This is a genomic window from Kaistella sp. (assembly GCF_041824135.1).
Classification (GTDB): Bacteria; Bacteroidota; Bacteroidia; order Flavobacteriales; family Weeksellaceae; genus Kaistella.
Window position 1 is genome coordinate 1 of record NZ_JBGZYM010000021.1, and the last position, 20,113, is coordinate 20,113.

At 37.0% G+C, this 20,113-nt stretch carries 21 protein-coding genes; 19 read left to right on the top strand and 2 right to left on the bottom strand.

The features are described 5' to 3' along the window. Positions 1-120: 120 nt before the first annotated feature. The 8 genes from ACEYOS_RS02255 to ACEYOS_RS02290 all read left to right on the top strand — a co-directional run bounded on the left by ACEYOS_RS02255 (position 121) and on the right by ACEYOS_RS02290 (position 9,328). Entirely contained in the window at positions 121-693 is a 573-nt protein-coding gene (locus tag ACEYOS_RS02255; protein ID WP_373709775.1) for a TlpA family protein disulfide reductase, read from the top strand. Positions 694-835: 142 nt separating this feature from the next. Then, a complete protein-coding gene (locus ACEYOS_RS02260; RefSeq protein ID WP_373709776.1) occupies positions 836-1,813 on the top strand; it encodes an iron chelate uptake ABC transporter family permease subunit in 978 nt (325 codons plus the stop codon). 43 nt (positions 1,814-1,856) lie between these two features. Further along, positions 1,857-2,852 (top strand): ABC transporter ATP-binding protein, encoded by a 996-nt coding sequence (locus tag ACEYOS_RS02265; protein ID WP_373709777.1) that lies wholly within the window; start codon positions 1,857-1,859, stop codon positions 2,850-2,852. A gap of 94 nt (positions 2,853-2,946) precedes the next feature. After that, on the top strand, positions 2,947-3,399 hold the full coding sequence (locus ACEYOS_RS02270; RefSeq protein ID WP_373709778.1) for a MarR family winged helix-turn-helix transcriptional regulator: 453 nt from the start codon (positions 2,947-2,949) through the stop codon (positions 3,397-3,399). A 5-nt stretch (positions 3,400-3,404) separates the two neighbouring features. Further along, on the top strand, positions 3,405-5,798 hold the full coding sequence (locus tag ACEYOS_RS02275) for a 3-hydroxyacyl-CoA dehydrogenase/enoyl-CoA hydratase family protein (protein WP_373709779.1): 2,394 nt from the start codon (positions 3,405-3,407) through the stop codon (positions 5,796-5,798). 101 nt (positions 5,799-5,899) lie between these two features. Beyond that, complete coding sequence (locus tag ACEYOS_RS02280) at positions 5,900-7,084, top strand: acetyl-CoA C-acyltransferase (protein WP_373709780.1); 1,185 nt, start codon at positions 5,900-5,902, stop codon at positions 7,082-7,084. 34 nt (positions 7,085-7,118) lie between these two features. Further along, positions 7,119-7,481: a four helix bundle protein gene (locus ACEYOS_RS02285; protein ID WP_373709781.1), complete on the top strand. Its 363-nt coding sequence runs from the start codon at positions 7,119-7,121 to the stop codon at positions 7,479-7,481. Positions 7,482-7,540: 59 nt separating this feature from the next. Further along, complete coding sequence (locus ACEYOS_RS02290; protein ID WP_373709782.1) at positions 7,541-9,328, top strand: acyl-CoA dehydrogenase family protein; 1,788 nt, start codon at positions 7,541-7,543, stop codon at positions 9,326-9,328. Between the two features lie 130 nt (positions 9,329-9,458). On the opposite strand, the gene ACEYOS_RS02295 is transcribed toward ACEYOS_RS02290, so the two are convergent. Next, complete coding sequence (locus ACEYOS_RS02295; RefSeq protein ID WP_373709783.1) at positions 9,459-9,656, bottom strand: hypothetical protein; 198 nt, start codon at positions 9,654-9,656, stop codon at positions 9,459-9,461. Between the two features lie 298 nt (positions 9,657-9,954). On the opposite strand from ACEYOS_RS02295, the gene ACEYOS_RS02300 reads away from it, so the two are divergent. The 5 genes from ACEYOS_RS02300 to ACEYOS_RS02320 all read left to right on the top strand — a co-directional run bounded on the left by ACEYOS_RS02300 (position 9,955) and on the right by ACEYOS_RS02320 (position 15,619). Then, positions 9,955-10,668 (top strand): hypothetical protein, encoded by a 714-nt coding sequence (locus tag ACEYOS_RS02300; RefSeq protein ID WP_373709784.1) that lies wholly within the window; start codon positions 9,955-9,957, stop codon positions 10,666-10,668. Between the two features lie 211 nt (positions 10,669-10,879). Continuing rightward, complete coding sequence (locus ACEYOS_RS02305; RefSeq protein WP_373709785.1) at positions 10,880-11,011, top strand: hypothetical protein; 132 nt, start codon at positions 10,880-10,882, stop codon at positions 11,009-11,011. Between the two features lie 6 nt (positions 11,012-11,017). Continuing rightward, positions 11,018-11,347, top strand: a complete 330-nt coding sequence (locus ACEYOS_RS02310; protein WP_373709786.1) for a heme-binding protein — start codon at positions 11,018-11,020, stop codon at positions 11,345-11,347. An 89-nt stretch (positions 11,348-11,436) separates the two neighbouring features. Further along, entirely contained in the window at positions 11,437-12,690 is a 1,254-nt protein-coding gene (locus ACEYOS_RS02315) for an NAD(P)/FAD-dependent oxidoreductase (RefSeq protein WP_373709787.1), read from the top strand. 259 nt (positions 12,691-12,949) lie between these two features. Continuing rightward, positions 12,950-15,619 carry a cation-translocating P-type ATPase gene (locus ACEYOS_RS02320; RefSeq protein WP_373709788.1) on the top strand — a complete coding sequence of 890 codons (2,670 nt, stop codon included), beginning with the start codon at positions 12,950-12,952 and terminating at the stop codon, positions 15,617-15,619. A gap of 108 nt (positions 15,620-15,727) precedes the next feature. Here ACEYOS_RS02320 and ACEYOS_RS02325 read toward each other — a convergent pair whose 3' ends face one another. Next, positions 15,728-16,540: an SDR family oxidoreductase gene (locus tag ACEYOS_RS02325; RefSeq protein WP_373709789.1), complete on the bottom strand. Its 813-nt coding sequence runs from the start codon at positions 16,538-16,540 to the stop codon at positions 15,728-15,730. 91 nt (positions 16,541-16,631) lie between these two features. On the opposite strand from ACEYOS_RS02325, the gene ACEYOS_RS02330 reads away from it, so the two are divergent. The 6 genes from ACEYOS_RS02330 to ACEYOS_RS02355 all read left to right on the top strand — a co-directional run bounded on the left by ACEYOS_RS02330 (position 16,632) and on the right by ACEYOS_RS02355 (position 20,039). Further along, complete coding sequence (locus tag ACEYOS_RS02330) at positions 16,632-16,982, top strand: hypothetical protein (protein WP_373709790.1); 351 nt, start codon at positions 16,632-16,634, stop codon at positions 16,980-16,982. A gap of 71 nt (positions 16,983-17,053) precedes the next feature. After that, the gene (locus tag ACEYOS_RS02335; protein WP_373739235.1) at positions 17,054-17,674 is read left to right on the top strand and encodes a TlpA family protein disulfide reductase; all 621 of its coding nucleotides are present in this window, start codon (positions 17,054-17,056) and stop codon (positions 17,672-17,674) included. Between the two features lie 110 nt (positions 17,675-17,784). Continuing rightward, positions 17,785-18,090, top strand: coding sequence for a hypothetical protein (locus ACEYOS_RS02340; protein WP_373709792.1), 306 nt, complete (start codon positions 17,785-17,787; stop codon positions 18,088-18,090). Positions 18,091-18,353: 263 nt separating this feature from the next. Beyond that, positions 18,354-18,617 carry a DUF2024 family protein gene (locus tag ACEYOS_RS02345; protein ID WP_373709793.1) on the top strand — a complete coding sequence of 88 codons (264 nt, stop codon included), beginning with the start codon at positions 18,354-18,356 and terminating at the stop codon, positions 18,615-18,617. 48 nt (positions 18,618-18,665) lie between these two features. Beyond that, entirely contained in the window at positions 18,666-18,899 is a 234-nt protein-coding gene (locus ACEYOS_RS02350; RefSeq protein ID WP_373709794.1) for a 4a-hydroxytetrahydrobiopterin dehydratase, read from the top strand. Between the two features lie 120 nt (positions 18,900-19,019). After that, positions 19,020-20,039, top strand: a complete 1,020-nt coding sequence (locus ACEYOS_RS02355) for an NADP-dependent oxidoreductase (RefSeq protein ID WP_373709795.1) — start codon at positions 19,020-19,022, stop codon at positions 20,037-20,039. The last annotated feature ends 74 nt before the right edge of the window (positions 20,040-20,113 follow it).

Genomic DNA, 20,113 nt, shown 5'->3' on the forward strand with positions numbered 1-20,113 from the left:
AAAAGTAGTTTTGGTAAGTTCTTGCTTTTTCGCTAATTTTAGCGGGTGAAATTCGATTTGTCTGGCTTTAGATAAGAGATTTTCCATAATAATTAAGAATTCAAAAATAATAAAAATAAAATGAAAAAATTGATTTTAAGTGTCGCTGTCTTTTCTTTAATGGCTGCATGTAATAAGGAAACTAAAGTTGATGAATCGGCAACTACCACGACTGCAGATTCTGCAATGATCGATGACAACGCTGTTGCTGACGTTGCTACCGTTCCTTTCGAAAAAATTGAATGGAGCCCCGAAGAAACTTCAAAAATGCTCGGCAAACAAAATAATGATACTTTATATGTTACTAACTTTTTTGCGACCTGGTGTGGACCGTGCGTAAAGGAAATTCCACATTTCAAAGCGAAGATGGCCGAGATGAAAGAGCAGCCAGTTAAATTTACTTTTGTGAGTTTAGATGAGCGTTCAGAATGGGACAAGGCGCTACCAAAATTTGTGGCAGAACATGGTCTTGCACCAAACGTAGTCGTACTGGATGGCTCAAAACTTACTCCAGAATTTTTTCCGGCCAACTTTAAGGAATGGGACGGCGGCGCGATTCCTTTCACTTTTATGAGAAAAGGGGACAAAACCGACGAGACTTTGGGAATGATGAGTGAGGAAGCTTTAACTGAAAAGATTAATTCTTTTAAATAATATCAAATAGAAGTCACAAACGTTGTTGCAAAACTTAGAGTGAAAGAATTTTAAAGGTGCTATTTTCACATCGTTGTGAATTTTACCCCACTTTCATTTCTAAGCTAAAGCACGACTTTTGTGACTTTTTTGTATATCCAGAATGTCGAAAAACTTTAAAATCACCGGAATATTCATTGTCATCGGAATTTTCATTTCGATCCTCATCAACCTGAATATCGGTTTTATGGATTTAAGTTTTTCGGATTTTTTTTCGTCTACTTCTGAAAACTCACAGATCGCACAACTCCGCATTAACCGTATTTTGGTGATGATGTTGGCGGGAATTTCGATTCCCACTTCAGGATTTTTATTACAGGAATATTTTCAAAATCCTTTGGCGGGACCTTCAGTTTTAGGAATTACCTCGGTGGCGAGTTTGAGTGTTGCATTCTATATTTTCTTTTCTAAAGATTTTATTCTTCCTGAGTTTTTACAGAACAGTTTTTTAAGTTTCTCAGCAATTGCCGGAAGTTTATTCTTAATGGTTATTCTTTTAGCGTTTTCCGGGAAATTTCAGGATAAATCTTTTCTCATCATATTCGGGTTTCTGATCTCTGCTTTAGCTGGAGCCGTTGTTTCGATCTTACAGTTTTATGCGGAAAATCAAAGTCTTAAGAATTACATTCTTTGGAGTTTCGGTGCGAATAATCAGGTTTCGACCAATCAGATTTTAGTTTTAACCGTGATTGTTGTTATAGGTTTGTTTTTAAGTTTCAAAACGATCAAACCTTTGATTGGAAATTCGTTAGGAACCGCTTATGCTCAAAGTTTAGGTGTCAATTTGAAGCATTTAAAATTTTTAGTTATTATTTCTTCATCGCTTCTATCGGCCTCGGTGACGGCTTTTTTAGGACCAATTTTATTTATCGGAATTGTCGTTCCCCATTTTTGTAGAATGCTTTTTAATCCCGCCAAACTTTGGCAACAGTGGATTTTAAATATGTTATTGGGAATTTTAATTATGGAGTTTTTCTCGATTATATCTGAATCTACACAGTTTCCTTTGAATGTAATTACGTCGTTATTTGGAATTCCTGTAATTTTGACAATGATGCTGAATAATAAAAGAGCCAGGTAAAAAGTAAAAAGAGCCAAGTGAATACAAATTCGTCCTACTATCAATGTTCTTAGAGTTAAAAAATACAACAATTGGTTATAAAACTTCTTTAATTAAAGAAGTTAATACTTCATTGGCTCTAGGTGAGATTTGCCTTTTAATCGGAAACAATGGCGTTGGGAAAACAACTTTAATCAAAAGTATTCTTAATCAAATTGATTTGCTGGGAGGCGAAGTATTCATAAATGGAAAATTAACGAAAAACCTTTCGTCCAAAGAAATGGCAGAACAGATTGCCGTCGTTTTTTCAAAGTCTCAAATTCCGGCAAACTACACTTTGCGGGATTTAATTTCCTTCGGGAAATACATTCATTATCCTTATTATTTTGAACTAAGCCAAGCTGATCAACAAGAAGTTGAAGAAATTATCGACAGTTTAAATTTAAAACAATATCGCGATTTTCAATTAAGCCAACTTTCAGATGGTAATCTTCAAAAAGCTTTTATCGGTCGTGCTTTAGCACAAAATTCTCCGATGATTATTTTAGATGAGCCAACGACTCATTTAGATGAACAAAACAAGATCATCATTCTAAAATTACTTCGGGAACTAGCAAAAACTAAGAATAAACTAATCCTCTTTTCTTCTCATGATTGGCGATTAGCAAAAGAATTTGCAGATAAAATTTGGCTCCTTAATAATGAAAAACTGGAAGCCGGAATTACGGAGGAAATTCTTTTGAAACATAACGAATTACTCAATCCAAGTATTTTTCAGTTTAACGAAGGATTTGTAGCGCCGCAAATTATTGCGCCAGAATTACACAAAGAAATGCTCTACTCTTTTCTGCAAAAAAACTTTCAAAAAAATCTTTCCAAGCTCAAATTTGAGTTTACGGAATCATTTTGGGTAATTTCAAACCACGATATTCAACAAAAATGTATTTCTTTTGAAGAAATCGCTTTTTTCGTTCGAAACCTTTTATTAAATCCCTATTTATTCAGCTTTTTAAAAGTACTATGCATGCATAGTATTATGCTCGTCATATCTTTTAATTAATTGATTACCAGCTATTAACAAAATTTTAACAATTATAACATACTATGCATGCATAATATTATTTATATTTGACATAACCACATTACCAATTATTATGAACAAGAACCACAATGAAAAGGTCGAGAATATCGATCTCATTTTGAAATCAACTTGGCTCGCTGTTTCGAAAATGTATTCGGAGTTAGCCCAAGACCATGATGCTACCGCCGTTCAAGCGCTTACGTTACTGAAAATCGATCCTAAAGAAGGTACAAGAAGTACGAATCTAGGACCTAAAATGGCGATTGAACCCACTTCCTTAACAAGAATCATTAAACTTTTAGAAGACAATGGTTATATCTACAAGGAAAAAACCACCAATGATAAACGCGAAGTCATTATTAAGCTTACGGATAAAGGAATTAATTCCCGTAACTTATCGAAAGAGGTGGTTGTGAACTTTAATAAAAAAGTGATGGAAAAAATTCCACAAGAAAGAATGGATATTTTCAAAGAGGTCATGACTGACATTTTGAAGATCGCCAATGAATTAAATAATAAAAAATAAGGAATATGAACAGAAGAATAAAACATGTTACCGTTTTAGGTTCAGGAATTATGGGTTCTGGTATCGCTGCACATTTCGCCAATATTGGTGTACAAGTGCTTTTGCTGGATATCGTTCCGTTTGAACTGACTGAAGCTGAACAGAAAAAAGGTCTTACGAAAGAAGACAAAGTCGTAAGAAACAGAATCGCCGCTGAAAACTTTGTAAAATTACAGAAATCAAGTCCGGCACTTTTATATTCTCCGAAATTTGCGGAAAGAATTACCGTTGGAAACTTCGATGATGATTTAGAGAAAATTAAAAAAACAGACTGGATCATTGAGGTTGTTGTTGAAAGACTCGACATCAAAAAATCAGTTTACGAAAAGATCGAACAGTTTAGAAAACCAGGAACTCTGGTTTCATCGAATACTTCTGGAATTCCGATTCACTTCTTGATTGAAGGAAGAAGCGATGATTTTAAAAAGTATTTCGCAGGAACGCATTTCTTTAATCCGGTAAGATATTTACCACTATTGGAAGTTATTCCTACGCCAGAAACTGATCCCGAAATCATTAAGTTCTATATGGAATATGGCGCTAAATTCTTAGGAAAAGCGACTGTTTTAGCAAAAGATACTCCAGCATTTATCGCCAATAGAATCGGCGTTTTCTCCATGATGAACTTGCTTCATGAAGTGAAAAACTTAGGTTTAAACGTTTCTGACATTGATAAATTAACTGGCCCTGTAATCGGTCGTCCGAAATCTGCAACCTTCCGTACGGCTGATGTTGTTGGTCTGGATACTTTGGTAATGGTTGCGGATGGAGTTCGAAACAGTAAAATGGAAGCCAACGACTTCAACGACGTATTCAAACTTCCAGACTATGTTCAGAAAATGGTCGACAACAAATGGTTGGGATCTAAATCTGAGCAAGGTTTCTACAAGAAAGTGAAAAACGCCGCCGGTAAATCTGAAATTCAAGGTTTGAATTTAGATACCATGGAATATGAACTTCAAGGAAAAACAGAATTCCCTACCCTTTCTTTAACGAAAGCGATTGACAAACCAATCGACCGTTTCAAAGTTTTAATTGGAGGAAAAGATAAAGCAGGCGAATTGTACCGCAAATCTTTCGGTGCTTTATTCGGATATGTTTCTCACAAAGTTCCGGAAATTGCTGATGAAGTTTACAAAATCGATGACGCCATGCGTGCAGGTTTCGGTTGGGAGAACGGACCTTTCGAAATTTGGGATGCTATCGGAGTTCAAAAAGGAATCGAATTAGCGAAAGAAGCCGGATATGAAGTTTCTGATTGGGTGAAAAATGTTGAATCTTTCTATAAAGTAAACGACGAAGGTCAAAGTATTTTCTTCGACCAAAACGCTGGAAAATATGGTAGTATTCCAGGTCAGGAATCTTTTATCATTCTCGACAATATTAGAAAAAACAAAACACTTTGGAGTAATTCAGGATCCTCAATTCAGGATTTAGGAGACGGAATTATCAACTTCGAGATCCATTCAAAAATGAATTCTTTAGGTGGTGAAGTTTTAGATGGTTTGAACAGAGCCATTGACTTAGCCGAAAAAGATTACGACGGTTTGGTTGTTGGAAATCAAGGTGCTAATTTCTCTGTTGGAGCCAATTTAGCCATGATCTTAATGATGGCGATCGATCAGGATTGGGACGATTTGAATATGGCGATTGCCTACTTCCAGAAATCAATGATGCGCGTTCGTTACTCTTCAATTCCAGTTGTTGTTGCGCCACACGGAATGACTTTGGGCGGTGGTTGCGAAATGACGATGCATGCTGACCGAGTTGTTGCTGCAGCAGAAACGTATATCGGATTGGTAGAAACCGGCGTTGGTGTAATTCCTGGCGGTGGTGGAACCAAAGAAATGGCCTTGAGAGTTTCCCGTGAATTCCATTCTGATGATGTTAAGAATAACAGACTTCGGGATATGTTCATGAATATTGCGATGGGTAAAGTAGCAACTTCCGCTTACGAAGCCTACGATATGGGAATCTTAGAAAACCATAAAGATATAGTGGTGGTCAATAAAAACCGTCAGATCAAAACCGCGAAAATGTTGGCCTTAAGTTTAGCCGAACATGGTTATACCCAACCTATCGAACAAAAAGTAAAAGTTCTGGGTCGTGATGCTTTAGGAATGTTCTTAGTTGGAACGGATCAAATGTTAACTGGAAAATATATTTCTGAACACGATAAACTGATCGCTGACAAATTAGCGAATGTTTTAGTAGGTGGAAATCTTTCTGAACCAACGGTTGTAACAGAACAGTATTTATTGAATCTGGAAAGAGAAACCTTCTTGCAACTATGTGGAGAAAGAAAAACTTTGGAAAGAATTCAGTTCATGTTGACGAAAGGGAAACCGTTGAGAAACTAATATTAATAATGATCATCGCTTTGTCATTCCGTAGGAATCTAAACTTTATACAGACGCTTCCAGCGTGACAAAATGGATGTTAAAATAACAAATTAAGAATTATGTCAAAACAAGCATATATAATAAAGGGTTTTAGAACGGCCGTTGGTAAAGCACCAAAAGGAAGTTTGAGATTTACAAGACCCGACGTCATGGCAGCAACTGTTATCGAAAAGTTAATGGCTGCAGTTCCACAACTTGATAAAAACAGAATCGACGATCTAATCGTTGGTAACGCAATGCCAGAAGCAGAACAAGGCTTAAACGTGGCTCGTTTAATTTCATTAATGGGATTAAAAACCGATCAGGTTCCCGGAGTTACGGTGAACAGATATTGCGCGTCAGGATCTGAAGCGATCGCGATCGCTTCAGCAAAAATTCAGGCAGGAATGGCGGACTGTATCATCGCAGGTGGAACAGAATCAATGTCTTACATTCCGATGGGTGGCTACAAACCAGTACCGGAAAGTGATATGGCGAAATCTAATCCTGATTATTATTGGGGAATGGGTTATACCGCGGAAGAAGTGGCGAAACAATTCAATATTTCCCGTGAAGAACAAGATGCGTTCTCTTTCGATTCTCACAATAAAGCATTAAAGGCAAACGAAACAGGTAGGTTTAAAGATCAGATCGTTCCAATTCCAGTTGAATACAATTACCTGGATGAGAACCAAAAAATGCATACCAAGAAATATGATTTCGCTGTGGATGAAGGTCCACGTGTAGGAACAAGTTTAGAAGGTTTGGCAAAATTACGTCCGGTCTTTGCAAACGGCGGAAGCGTAACTGCAGGAAACTCTTCTCAAATGAGTGACGGTGCAGCCTTCGTAATTGTAATGTCAGAGGAAATGGTGAAAGAATTAGGACTGGAACCAGAAGCACGATTAGTTGCTTATGCAGCCGCAGGTTTAGAACCAAGAATCATGGGAATGGGCCCTTTATATGCAGTTCCAAAAGCTTTGAAACAAGCAGGTTTAGAATTAAAAGATATCGATTTAATCGAACTGAACGAAGCCTTCGCTTCTCAATCAGTTGCTTTGAAAAAAGAATTAAATCTGAATCCAGACATCCTAAACGTTAACGGCGGCGCAATCGCACTCGGACATCCACTTGGTTGTACGGGAACAAAATTGACCGTTCAACTTTTAGACGAAATGAAAAAACGTGGCAACATGAAATACGGAATGGTGACGATGTGTGTGGGAACAGGACAGGGAGCGGCGAGTATTTTCGAACTTCTCTAGAAATTTTGGATTTTGAATTATAAATTTTGAATCAATGCAAAAAGAAAATGTTATTAAAGAAAAGACTTTCAGTTTTGCCTTAGTCATTATCGAATTGTACAAGATCTGTAAAACGCAAAACGAATTTATTCTTTCAAAACAACTTTTAAGAAGTGGAACTTCGATCGGAGCAAATGTTCAGGAAGCTTTAGCTGCGTTTTCTCAGAAAGATTTTCTTTACAAAATGTCTATTGCGAGTAAAGAAGCGAGAGAAACACAATATTGGATTGAGCTTCTTTCAAAATCCAAAATGGTAGAATTTAATGAAGAAAAATACACGAAGGAAATAAATGACATCGTAAATATCTTAACCTCCATCGTAAAAACTCTTCAGCAGAAATTAAATAACAAAACATAAATATTTGCGGATTAAGATTCAAAATTCATAATCCAAAATTAAAAATTAAATAAAAGGACATGAGCGATACAAAAACAACATTAAAAGGCGGTGAATTCATCATCAAAGATATTCCAGCCGCAGAATTATTCAGTCTTGAAGAACTGACTGAAGAGCAAAAAATGCTTCGTGAGTCGATTCACGAATTCATGGAAAGAGACGTGATTCCAAACAGAGAACGTTTCGAAAAGAAAGATTATGCTTTGACTGAAGAAACCATGCGCAAATTAGGCGATATGGGAATTTTGGGAATTGCAGTTCCAGAAGCTTATGGCGGACTGGGAATGGGCTTCGTAAGTACAATGTTAGCGTGCGATATTGTTTCTGGTGGAAACGGTTCACTCGCAACTGCTTACGGCGCACACACTGGAATTGGAACGCTTCCTATCCTATTGTACGGAACAGAAGAGCAAAAACAAAAATACCTTCCAGCTTTAGCGACAGGTGAGAAATTCGGTGCTTACTGTTTGACAGAACCAGATGCCGGTTCCGATGCTAACTCTGGAAAAACAAGAGCAGTCTTGACAGAAGATGGAAAACATTACATCATCAACGGTCAGAAAATGTGGATCTCGAATGCAGGTTTTGCAGAGACTTTTACGTTTTTCGCCAGAATCGGAGATGATAAAAATATTACTGGATTCGTGTTTAACCGTTCAGAACTAGAAGATCCAAACTCTTTCACCATGGGTGAAGAAGAGCATAAATTAGGAATTCGTTCCTCTTCTACGCGTCAGGTTTTCTTTAACGATATGAAAATCCCGGTGGAAAATCTTTTAGGAGAAAGAAACAACGGATTCAAGATCGCTTTGAACGCTTTGAATGCAGGTCGTATCAAACTAGCTGCAGCAAACGTTGATGGACAAAGAAGAATTACAGGTTTAGCGATCAAATATGCGAACGAAAGAAAACAATTCGGCGTGGCGATCTCTACTTTTGGAGCGATCCGTAAGAAAATTGCTGAAATGTCAACTGGAATTTTCGTTTCAGAAGCTGGATCGTACAGAGCTGCAAAAAATGTAGAAGATAAAATTGAAGAACTGGTTGCTGGCGGAATGGCACACGAAGAAGCAGAATTGAATGCTTTGGCAGAATACGCGGTGGAATGTTCGATCTTGAAAGTTTATGTTTCAGATCTAACGCAACATATCGCTGATGAAGGAATTCAGATCTACGGTGGAATGGGATTCTCAGAAGACGCTCCCATGGAAGCAGCTTGGAGAGATTCACGAATCGGACGTATCTACGAAGGAACCAATGAGATCAACCGTTTGTTAGCGGTAGGAATGTTGATCAAGAAAACAATGAAAGGTGAACTTGATCTGTTGAAACCAGCTATGGCGATCGGAAAAGAATTGATGGGAATTCCATCTTTTGAAGTTCCGGATTATTCAGAATATATGTCTGAGGAAAAAGCAATTCTTCACAATCTGAAAAAAGTATTCTTAATGGTTGCCGGAGCAGCGCTTCAGAAATACATGATGGACATCGAAAAACAGCAGCATCTTTTATTAAATGCGTCTGAAATTCTGAACCAGATCTATATGGCAGAATCTGCAATTTTAAGAGCAGAAAAACATTTCGACACTGATTCTGTACAAGCTTCAATGGCGAGACTCAACCTTTACAAAGCTGTGGAAGCCATTTCTACTGCTGCGAAAGAAGGAATCGTCTCTTTTGCCGAAGGTGACGAACAGCGCATGATGCTTTCTGGCTTAAGAAGATTTACAAAATACACCAATATGCCAAATGTAGTCGCACTTACCGAAAAGGTAGCCGCACATTTCGTGGAAAAAGGATCTTACTAGAAATAGTTTGATATGTGGTTTGAACGCTCTGAGAAATCGGGGCGTTCTTTTTTTGTAAGCACGGATTGTAAATCCGCGCTATCGGATTTATAGAGTAAAAACAAGGATCGTAAATGAGCTATCGGGTTTTTTATATACGAGGACGTACAAGATCTTTAATTGGCATAATCTCTTCTATTTTACCTACTATTTTGTCATTTCTGCTCGTTAGTCGACGCGCGGTACGAAGGTCGCTATCGTTTACTAATTCGGTAAGTTTTTTTATAGTTTCTTGATTTTCTCTGATGTACTCAACGAATAATTCGTTTAATTCTTTTTGACCTTCCATTTTTTAAAGATTTTAAGTGCAGAAATATATCTGTATAAGTCTAATATAATCATTTAAATTAAATCATACAACAATTATCAATGAAGGTATAAAAATATTATCCTCTTAAAATTATACTGATACCAAAACGTTCAAGTACCAAACCGATGTCACGCATTTGCAAATCGTGACATTTCAATTTATAAAATTTTGTACTTTTAAATAAAAATACAAATACCTCAATGTCGCAGATTTGTAATCCGTGACTTTTACCTTAAATCTGCTAGTGAAATTTTCACTGCTAAAAAAAATCAAAAAAATGATTAAATTTTTACTATCTTTTCTATCAGTTTGCTTTGCGCTGGACTTTGTAAATGCACAGTCGGAATCATTATCGGATTTAAAATTGAAGAAAGTGGATTTTCAACAGCAAATTAAATCACTTGGCGATTCAATCGTTTTAACTGATAAAAAGATTGCAAAGTTAAATAGTAAAAAAGCTTTATCTGAAGTTCAAAATACAAAAATTGAAGCTTTAATTGTTAGAGGAGGCAAAATAAAAGATGCACCAACACCAATTGGTAATATAATTGAAACTTTAGAAGAAGAGCGGAATGTTTTTATAGTAAATTACGTTGATGACTATTTTAAAATTTGTGACGATCAGCTTTGCGGATACGTTAGTACGTTATGGATTGCGAACAGTCCTGAAATTGCGAAATACATTGAAGATAAAGAATTCCTTGCGTCCGAAATAAAACTAGAAAATGCAAGTAGAAATGCTAAGGCAAATGAAGTGCAAAATAAAAAGCGAGAAGATGTATTAATAAAGAAATTAGGTGCTAAAACTTACAATTCTTTAAAAGAAGGTAATTTCTGGCTAGGAATGACTTCTGAAATGGCAATCGTCGCATTTGGTAGTCCAAATGAAATAAACGAAACAGTTGGATCATGGGGAAAGCACGAGCAATGGGTTTACAATAATATTTATCTCTACTTTGAAAATGGGAAATTGACATCTTATCAACGATAAATTTTCCCGCTGTACAAAGTCTTCAACTTTGAGCAATAACAATCTCACTCCTCATAATTATTATACTTTGCAAATCTAAAGGATGTCGCAGATTAACAATCCGTCACCTCAATACACTATCAACAATCTTCTGTTTGATATTCCTTATAATCTGCTTATCTTTAACCTTATCAAAAAAAAACGATAACAACCTTACTTATCAATTCAACTCATGAAAAAAATATTTCTATTTTTAATTACAACACTTACCATTATGATTCACGCACAAAATACGATGGAACCAATTCTTACGGGAAAAATGGCCGCTAAAATAATTCAGGCTGCTTCTGCACAAGCTGAATAAGATGGATTGTTTGTAACCATTACGGTCGTTGATCGATCTGGACAGACGCTCGCCGTGCTTCGTCATCATAATGCGGGAGTTCACACCATTCGTGCGAGTTACAAAAAGGCGTATACGGCGTGTTCCCAAAAACGGGAGACGGCGGTGATCGCAAAAGGAATTAAAGACGGTTCGATCCCCGAAGATATTCGGTATCTGGATGAAAATATTTTAATGATGGATGGCGGAATACCTATTATCATCGATGGAAAAGTAGTTGGTGGAATTGGTGTTGGTGGCGCTCACGGAAGTGAAGATGTCCGCATTGCAAAAGCTGGTTTGACGGTTTTAAAATAAAATCTACAGCGAATTTTTCTTTTTAAAAACAATGTTCATTTATTGAAACGAAACTTTAATCACTAGTTTTGTCACCACTAGAATTTAATATGGAAAAACAAGATTATAAAACACACATCATCGGTGCTGGAATTAGTGGTTTAGTGGCGGCGCAAACACTTGAAAAGGCGGGCATCTCTCCCACTATTATAGAATCCACCGATTCTGTAGGCGGTCGTGTAAAAACTGATCAGGTCGATGGTTATCAACTGGATCATGGTTTTCAGGTTTTATTAAATTCTTATCCGGCCGCGCAAAAATTCCTGGATTACGAGGCTTTAGAATTACAAAACTTTTTGCCGGGAGCTGCCATTTTTACTGATGGAAAAGAAAATCAGATCGGTGATCCCTTGCGCGATTTTTCGCTGCTGTTTCCAACGGTGTTTTCCAGTCTCATTGCTTTGAGTGATAAAATTAAAATTCTTCAGTTAAATTTGAAATTAAAGGCGAAGAGCATCTCCGATATTTTTGCTGAAAAAGAGAAAACGACGCTACAATATTTAAAGGATTTCGGATTGTCGGATCAAGTGATCACGCAATTCTTCAAACCATTTTTCAGCGGAATATTTTTAGAAACAAAATTAGAAACCTCAAGCCGAATGTTTGAGTTTGTCTATAAAATGTTCGGAACCGGAAACGCTGCTTTGCCGAAAGCTGGAATACAGGCTATTCCAGATCAACTGGCTGAAAAATTAAAAACTACAAAAATCCTTTTTAACACCAAAGTTACATCGGTTCAAAACGGATCGATCACCTTAGAAGATCGGCAACTTATAGAAAGTGACTTCACGATTATCGCAACAGATGCCGGTCAATTACTTCCCAACTTGAATCGAGAAACTTTGAGCTGGAAATCATGCGCCACTCTTTATTTTGAAACAGAAAAACGGGTTATTTCGAAACCTTTAATTGGACTTTTGCCGAAAGAAAATACCCTCATCAATAATATTTTCTATCACACGAGTTTAGAAACGTCAATTCAATCTCAGAAAGAGTTGCTGTCTGTAACCGTGGTGGACAATCAAAACTTAAGAGATCAAGAATTGATCGACCAAGTAAAAAGTGAGTTAAAAGAGCATTTTAAGATTGAAGTCATTAGGTTGATCAAGCAGTATGAAATACCACAAGCCCTACCCGATTTACAAAATATCAATTACAGTTTGACAGCAGCAGAAGCGCGCTATTCCGATCAGATCTTCTTAGCTGGTGACACTTTAGTCAACGGCTCACTCAATGCTGCTATGCTTTCCGGTGAAAGTGCTGCTCTTGCAGTAATTGAAGGTTTACGACAAATTGAAAAATAATCAGGTAAAAAGAAAACAGATTTCCTGCAGCTATTATTTAAAAGAAGAGCATAAAAATAGTTGATCGTTTTTTTAATGATTGTAACCAAATTTGACTAAAAATTTTGGTGACCACTTTTAAATACGTTCATTAAAATGATGGAGTTGTCGATATTTTTAACATGATTTTTATAAGGAAAACTTATTGCTTCTTTCTTCTGTTTTGACCTAGAAAAGCTCTAATTTGCAGTGATACAGATGCATAATTTATTCTATAAAAATGGAGCCTCATAAAACAAAGTATTTTACAAAATCGGTCGCTGAAATTTTAGAAGAATTTGGGATTGAATCCGCCAGCGGTTTATCCCAAGAAGAAGCCCAAAATCTAAAAAAAGAGTTTGGATCAAATCGTCTGCAAGCCAAAAAGAAGAAGCCGATTTATAAAATAGTACTTTCCCAATTGCAGGATTGGCTCATTTATGTTCTTTTTGCCGCCGTGATCATCACCTTTTTCATGGGCGAATATATTGACTCGGTTATTATCACCCTCGTTATTTTGATCAATGCCGGGATTGGCACCTTTCAGGAAGTAAAAGCCGGAAAAGCAATTGAGGCACTATTGAAAATGTCTTCTCCGAAAGCTTTGGTCAAAAGAGATGGACAAACCAGAGAAATAGAAAGTTCAGAATTGGTTCCGGGAGACCTTGTGATTTTGGAGGCGGGAAGAGTCATTCCTGCAGATTTGCGTCTGATCGAAACCGTTAATCTACAGATCGAAGAATCTTCACTCACAGGAGAATCTCTTCCGGTTGAGAAAAATGCAGAAAAATCCTTTACTGATCTCAAAGTTCCCTTGGCAGAAATGGTCAACATGTGTTTCATGTCCACGATCGTTACAGCAGGAAGAGGTTCTGGCGTGGCGGTAGAAACGGGAATGAATACCGAGGTGGGAAAAATCGCCGATCTTCTGGATTCACACGTTGATCAGAAGACACCTCTAGAAAAAAAACTAAGTGAACTCGGCAAAACGTTAGGAAAAGTAGCGGTCGGAATTTGCATTGTTATTTTTGGAATTTCTTGGTTTCAGGAAAGAGATCTCGCAGAAATGTTTTTAATTTCTGTTTCCCTCGCCGTGGCTTCCATTCCAGAAGGTTTGGCGGCAATCGTGGCAGTGGTACTTTCCATTGGTGTAACTGCGATGTCTAAGAAGAATGCGATCATCAGAAAACTGCCGGCGGTAGAAACTTTAGGCTCCGTGAATATCATTTGCTCCGATAAAACAGGAACGTTAACCTTAAATAAAATGACTGTTACCGAAGTTTACACTTTAGATGGTGTTGTAGCTTTGGATGATCTACCAATAAATTCAATTTCGAAATCGGTTCAAATGTTGGCCGAAGGAATGATTCTCTGTTCCGACGCAACTCTTGAAAACGATGAATCGACGGGCGATCCAACTGAAATTGCACTTCTTATTTTGGGTGATACTTTACAAATTGACCGAAATAATTTAGCACAGAAAAATCAAAGAATTGGCGAGAAACCTTTTGATAGTGATCGCAAAATGATGTCGGTTTTAATAAAATCAGAAACGGATTGTAAGGTTTTTACCAAAGGAGCTTTGGGCAGCTTGCGCACGGTTGCCGATTTTATTTTGGATAATGGCGAAGTTCGTCCTATTACCGCAGAAGATCATCAGCATTTCAGTGAGGCAGCGCGAAAAATGTCAAACAACGCTTTGCGAACTTTGGCTTTAGCGTATAAAATAGCGGATTCCAGTACCTCTTCAAATCAAATGGAGCAAGGATTGGTGCTACTTGGCTTGGTTGGAATGATTGATCCCGCAAGAGAGGAAGTAAAACCTTCTATTCAGCTGGCGAAACAGGCAGGTATAAAAACGATCATCATTACCGGCGATCATAAAAACACGGCCTTTGCCATTGCAAAAGACCTGGAGGTTGCAGATAAAATGGAACAGGTTATTACGGGACCGGAACTGGATGACTTAAGTGAAAAGGAATTCCTGGAAAATGTGAATAATTATCGGGTGTTTGCCAGAGTTTCGCCACAGCACAAAGTACAAATCGTGAAAGCACTGCAGTCTAAAGGAAATATTGTATCCATGACCGGCGACGGCGTAAATGACGGCCCTTCGCTCACCGTGGCGGATATTGGGGTCGCCATGGGAATCACTGGAACTGACGTCGCTAAAAATGCAGCAGATATGATCTTAACCGACGATAATTTTTCAACCATCGTGGTCGCTATAGAACAGGGACGAAATATTTTCAACAACATTAAAAAATCGGTGATATTCCTTCTAACCTGTAATCTGGGCGAAGTCTTCGTGATGTTTGTGACGCTTTCTCTAGGTTGGCCCGCTCCACTTATCGCAACCCAACTTTTGTGGATCAATTTGCTCACCGATTCTCTGCCCGCAATTGCGCTCGGAATGGATGGCGATGATTCGGAAGTGATGAACGAAAAACCACGCAAGGCGACTGACAGTTTCTTTTCTCACGGTGCCGGAATTCACGTTGTCTTAGGCGGAATATTGATCGGTCTCATTACGATTGTTGCTTTTTGGTACGGATTCTATGAACTTGGCTATTCGCCTTTCGACAAAGAGGTGCCGGAAGAGGTGATAAAAAATGGCCGTACTTTGGCGTTTCTGGTTTTAGTATGTGCACAACTTTTTTATTCTTTAGGTTTAAGAAACAGTAAAAAACCTTTTTATCAATTTAAACTTTTCAGTAATAAATTTTTAAACGGTGCCATTCTCTTGGGATTATTTTTGCAACTGATGTTACTTTTTATTCCTGTACTTCGGAATGCTTTCAAACTTCACATGCCTGATCTGAATGGTTGGTTGATGGCTTTAGGTCTGGGGATTTTACCATTGGTTGTGTTGGAAATTTACAAGATCATAGCACAAAAAAGAACTCGCTAATTAATCAATTCTTTATCAATTAAAAAAGCTATTTTAATAGAGCTGAGTTATCAGCACAAAAAAAAGAGTGGCAAGGTCACCACTCTTTTTAACTTCAAATAAAATTCTTTATTTTGAACTCGATTTTTCATTGCATTTCAATTCATATTGCTCCTTTTCATATTTCAGACACCTTTCTCCCAATGCTTCTGGAACTACGTTTCTAAAAGGGTGAACATCCTGCGGAATTAATTCTACCATAGCATCGATCATGATCTGAGGATCCAATTGTTTTTCTAATAATTTTTTGGCTGCTTTTTCAATGGTTTTTTTGGTCGTAAAACATTCTTCCTGGTCGTACCATTGCTCATAAGTATCGTACATTCTATCATTAAAGCCCGTTTCAAAAGGTCCTGGATTAATGGTGGCAACATCAACTCCGAAATCATGAAGTTCATCTCTTAAACTTTGCGCCACAGATTCCAACGCATGTTTGGACGCGTTGTAAGCTCCCAGATAAGGCGAAGTTGTAAGACCAGCGACAGAAGAAACAAAAATGATCTTACCTTTTCCTTTTTCCACCATTTTTTTGATAATAGGTTGCGTAAATTCTAGCGTTGAAAAAACATTGGTTTCCATTACTTCCCGTAATAACCCAACGGGCATTTCTGCGACAGGACCAGAATGTCCCATCCCAGCATTATTGACTAAAATATCAATATCAAAAGATTGAGCGTGCTGACAATCGAGTTCATCAAACAGATCGAGTTTGATAACCTGTAGATAGTCTTCTAATTTTTCCTTTTTTATAATTTCAAGCAAGGCAGATTTCTGTTCCCATACGTGGACTGCTGCAATTACATGATGTCCTTTTTTTGCTAAACCTATGGCGGTGCCTTTTCCTAGACCGGATCCAGCGCCTGTTATTAGTATTTTCTTCATTTGTTTTTACCGTCAAAAATTAAACCAGCAAATGATAAACTGTGTTAAAAATTGGGACAGGGATTTAAATCATAGTATTTTCGCAAACGAAATGAAAAAGTTTTTTCCAACATACAGAATTTTAAAGACATTCACTTTCCTGATCCTGTTTTTGGTTTTGGCTTTTTCGCCTTGTGGACTAAAACAATCGCTGAAACAGGTTTTCAATATTGACAACGGTTCTTCGCATGTTTCAAAAACGACCTCTTCCTGTCAGTTTGTTCAAACGCAGGTTTCTAAAAAAACGCAGCAGGTTGCGGTCATTAAGAAAGATCATGAAGATTCTGCCCTGAAATTCTCTGTAGATATTTCATCTTCATTATCCAACAAAATTGGTTTTAAAAAAGCCAGATCTGTTCCGCTGTACATTCTCTATCAGCAATTACGTACTTCTTTAGTTTAGTATTCCGACCTTAGATGTCTTTGCATTCTTACCCAGAATGCCCATTTTTAATGTGAATTAAAAAAATCTTTATGAATACCCAAACAAAAAATATAATGAAAAAAGTTTCTAATATCGCCTTTATAGGCCTGATTCTCTCAATGATTTTCGTGCCTGAAGTGAAGGCAACCATGCAGCAAGGTTTAATGAAATTAGGTTTCTTTAATCCTGATTTAAAAGAAATTTCAGTCTCTGTAAATCCGAAAAATTCAAATACGGATCCTGCAAAAGCAGCCAACTACAAAATGAAAATGCTTGATCAGACCGGAAAAAAAGTTTCCCTGGAAGATTTAAAAGGCAAAGTTGTTTTTATTAATTTCTGGGCAACCTGGTGCGGACCCTGTATCGCCGAAATGCCATCTATTCAAAAACTATATGATCAATTTAAAGACAATGATGAAGTTGTTTTTGTCATTTTAGAAGCAGAAGGCAACAAATCTAAGGCAACGAAGTTTATGGAGAAAAGAAAATTGAGTTTGCCTATTTATTATCCAGCGAGTGATTTCCCCGAAGAGTTTTTCCGCGGCAGTTTACCAACGACGGTTATTCTGGATAAGCAGGGAAACATCGCTCATAAAACAGAGGGAATGGCCGACTATTCTGGACAAGATATTGTAGATTTCTTGAATCAAGTAATTGCGATGCATCCTTAAAATACGTTCCTCATTCATTTAAAAATCCAAGTCTTTTTAGAACTTGGATTTTTTTGGTTTAATACTGACTCTACTATTTGTACAAAATTGTTATCTTTAATAAAATTAAAATGATGAAACAGACGACGCTTCTTCTATTCTTTTTAATATGCTCCACCTTTTTATTTGCGCAGAAAATTACTGAGAAGATTTCACCGGAAATCAAATCTGACCCTTCAAATATTTTTAATTTGAAAAAGAAATACTTTGGAGACAGCATTCAAAAAATATCATCTAAAAAACTGGATCGCGTTATTGCTTTACCCAACGCATTTCCTAAAAATCCTGATCTTTATTTGGCCTTAAAGGGAAAGACCCGAAATGACCAACAGTACAAGATTTTAAATGCAATTCCAGAAACGGAAAAATTGAAGTGAAAATTGATAGAAATTCCAAAAATTAGTTTTCGGCATTTACTCTACAACTCAATATTTTATTTAAAATTTATCTCTTCTTTACCATTCGTAAACAGTCCGCTTAAAGAAATACATTTTCATCCTGGATTTGGAATTGTTCCGCACTCGGAAATAGTTTTTAACCGCTACTTTTAAATAAAAATAAAAGTTAGAATTATTACCTTATTAAAAAATCACTAAATTTGAGTAGGTCCGAATAATAATTCAGTTAAAAAACAAATAAAATGCAAGTAGCAGTTTGGGACACCTATGTAACAAAAAAGGACGGCACCGTAATGCACTTCGATATCATTGCTCCGTCTACGATGAAGGATGAAATCACTATTCAGGAATATGGAAAAGAATATTTGAAATCCAAAGGTCAGCCGGAACAACTTTTAACTTCTAAAGAATGCAGTTTCTGTCATATCGAAACGCTGCAACAAGAGTTTGAAGACGAAATTAAGGATAATGGCTACTATATCATTGAAATGGAAAATTGCAATTGATATTTCAATCATTACTAATTACTTTTTATAATTAAAAATTACAACATCATGTGGAAAGAAATCGATGGAAAACTCCAACAGACTTTTAAATTCAAAGATTTTTCTGAAGCCTTTGCCTTTATGACCAGAGTTGCGTTACTCGCTGAATGTCAAGAGCATCATCCTGATTGGTCGAATGAATATAATAAAGTAACCATCAACTTGTATACGCACGATAAAGGTGATGCGATCACTGAAAAAGATCACAAGCTTGCCAAGGCAATTGATCAACTGGTGAAATAAATCAGCCGTTATTTCCTCCTTTGCCCACGATTCTTCTTTATCTAAAAGTAATTTTATTTTAGAAGTGCTTCCGCTTTGGTCTGAAAGATTTTACCTCATCAAAAAATATATCTAGAACAAATGAAAAATCAAGTCATTGTTTTGGCAGAAAGGCCAACTGGGATTCCAAATGAAAATACTTTTCAGTTTAATACTATAGAAATGCCAGAAATCTTAGACGGCGAAGTTTTACTAAAAACCTTGTATGTTTCTGTAGATCCTGGTATGCGAGGTTTTATGAAGAAAGGAACTGATGATGACATTGGAACCAAATACGAAATCGGAAAACCGATAACCAGCCGAACCGTTGCTGAAGTTCTGGAAAGTAAAAGCGAACTTGTAAAAAAGGGAGCAATCGTTCATGGTCGTTTTTCCTGGCAAATTTATCAGACCATTTCCGCTGATCAGGTAGAATTAGTTGATCCGGATCTAGGACCGATTTCAACAGCGGTAAGCGTTTTAGGTGTTCCTGGTTTATCTGCCTATTTTGGAATGTTAAAAATTGGAGGAATTAAAAAAGGAGATACCGTAGTTGTTTCAGGTGCTGCGGGTGGCGTAGGAAGTATCGCTGTGCAAATCGCTAAAATTAAAGGTTGCCATGTAGTCGGAATCGCTGGCTCTGAAGAGAAAATAAAATATTTGACCACCGATTTAGGAATTGACTCCGCCATTAATTATAAAGAGACCAAAGATTTATCCAAAGAGATCGCAAAGCATTGTCCTACTGGCGTTGATGTGTTTTTCGACAACGTTGGTGGAGCAACTTTCGATGCCGTTTTACCGTCCATTAGTAAACATGCACGGTTGGTGATCTGTGGAGAAATTGCTGGCTATAATCAATCGGATCCACCGACAGGAATTCGTCCCAATCATCTTTTAATTCAGCAAAGTGCGCGAATGGAAGGTTTCGTAGTTTTTGATTTTCAAAATGAATTTGAAAGTGCAAAAAAAGAAATGAGTCAGTGGCTTAAAGACGGCAAGATGAAATACCGCGAAAACCTCATCGACGGATTTGAAAATATTCCAGCTGCTTTTATTGGCCTTTTTAAAGGAGAAAATATTGGAAACAAATGGTTAAAGTTGCTGATCCGGATTAACTAAATGCTAAAGATTATCAACTACTAAATCGTTTATTTTTTAATAATCCGTGGAATATCTGCAGAAAGTCGAGTCAG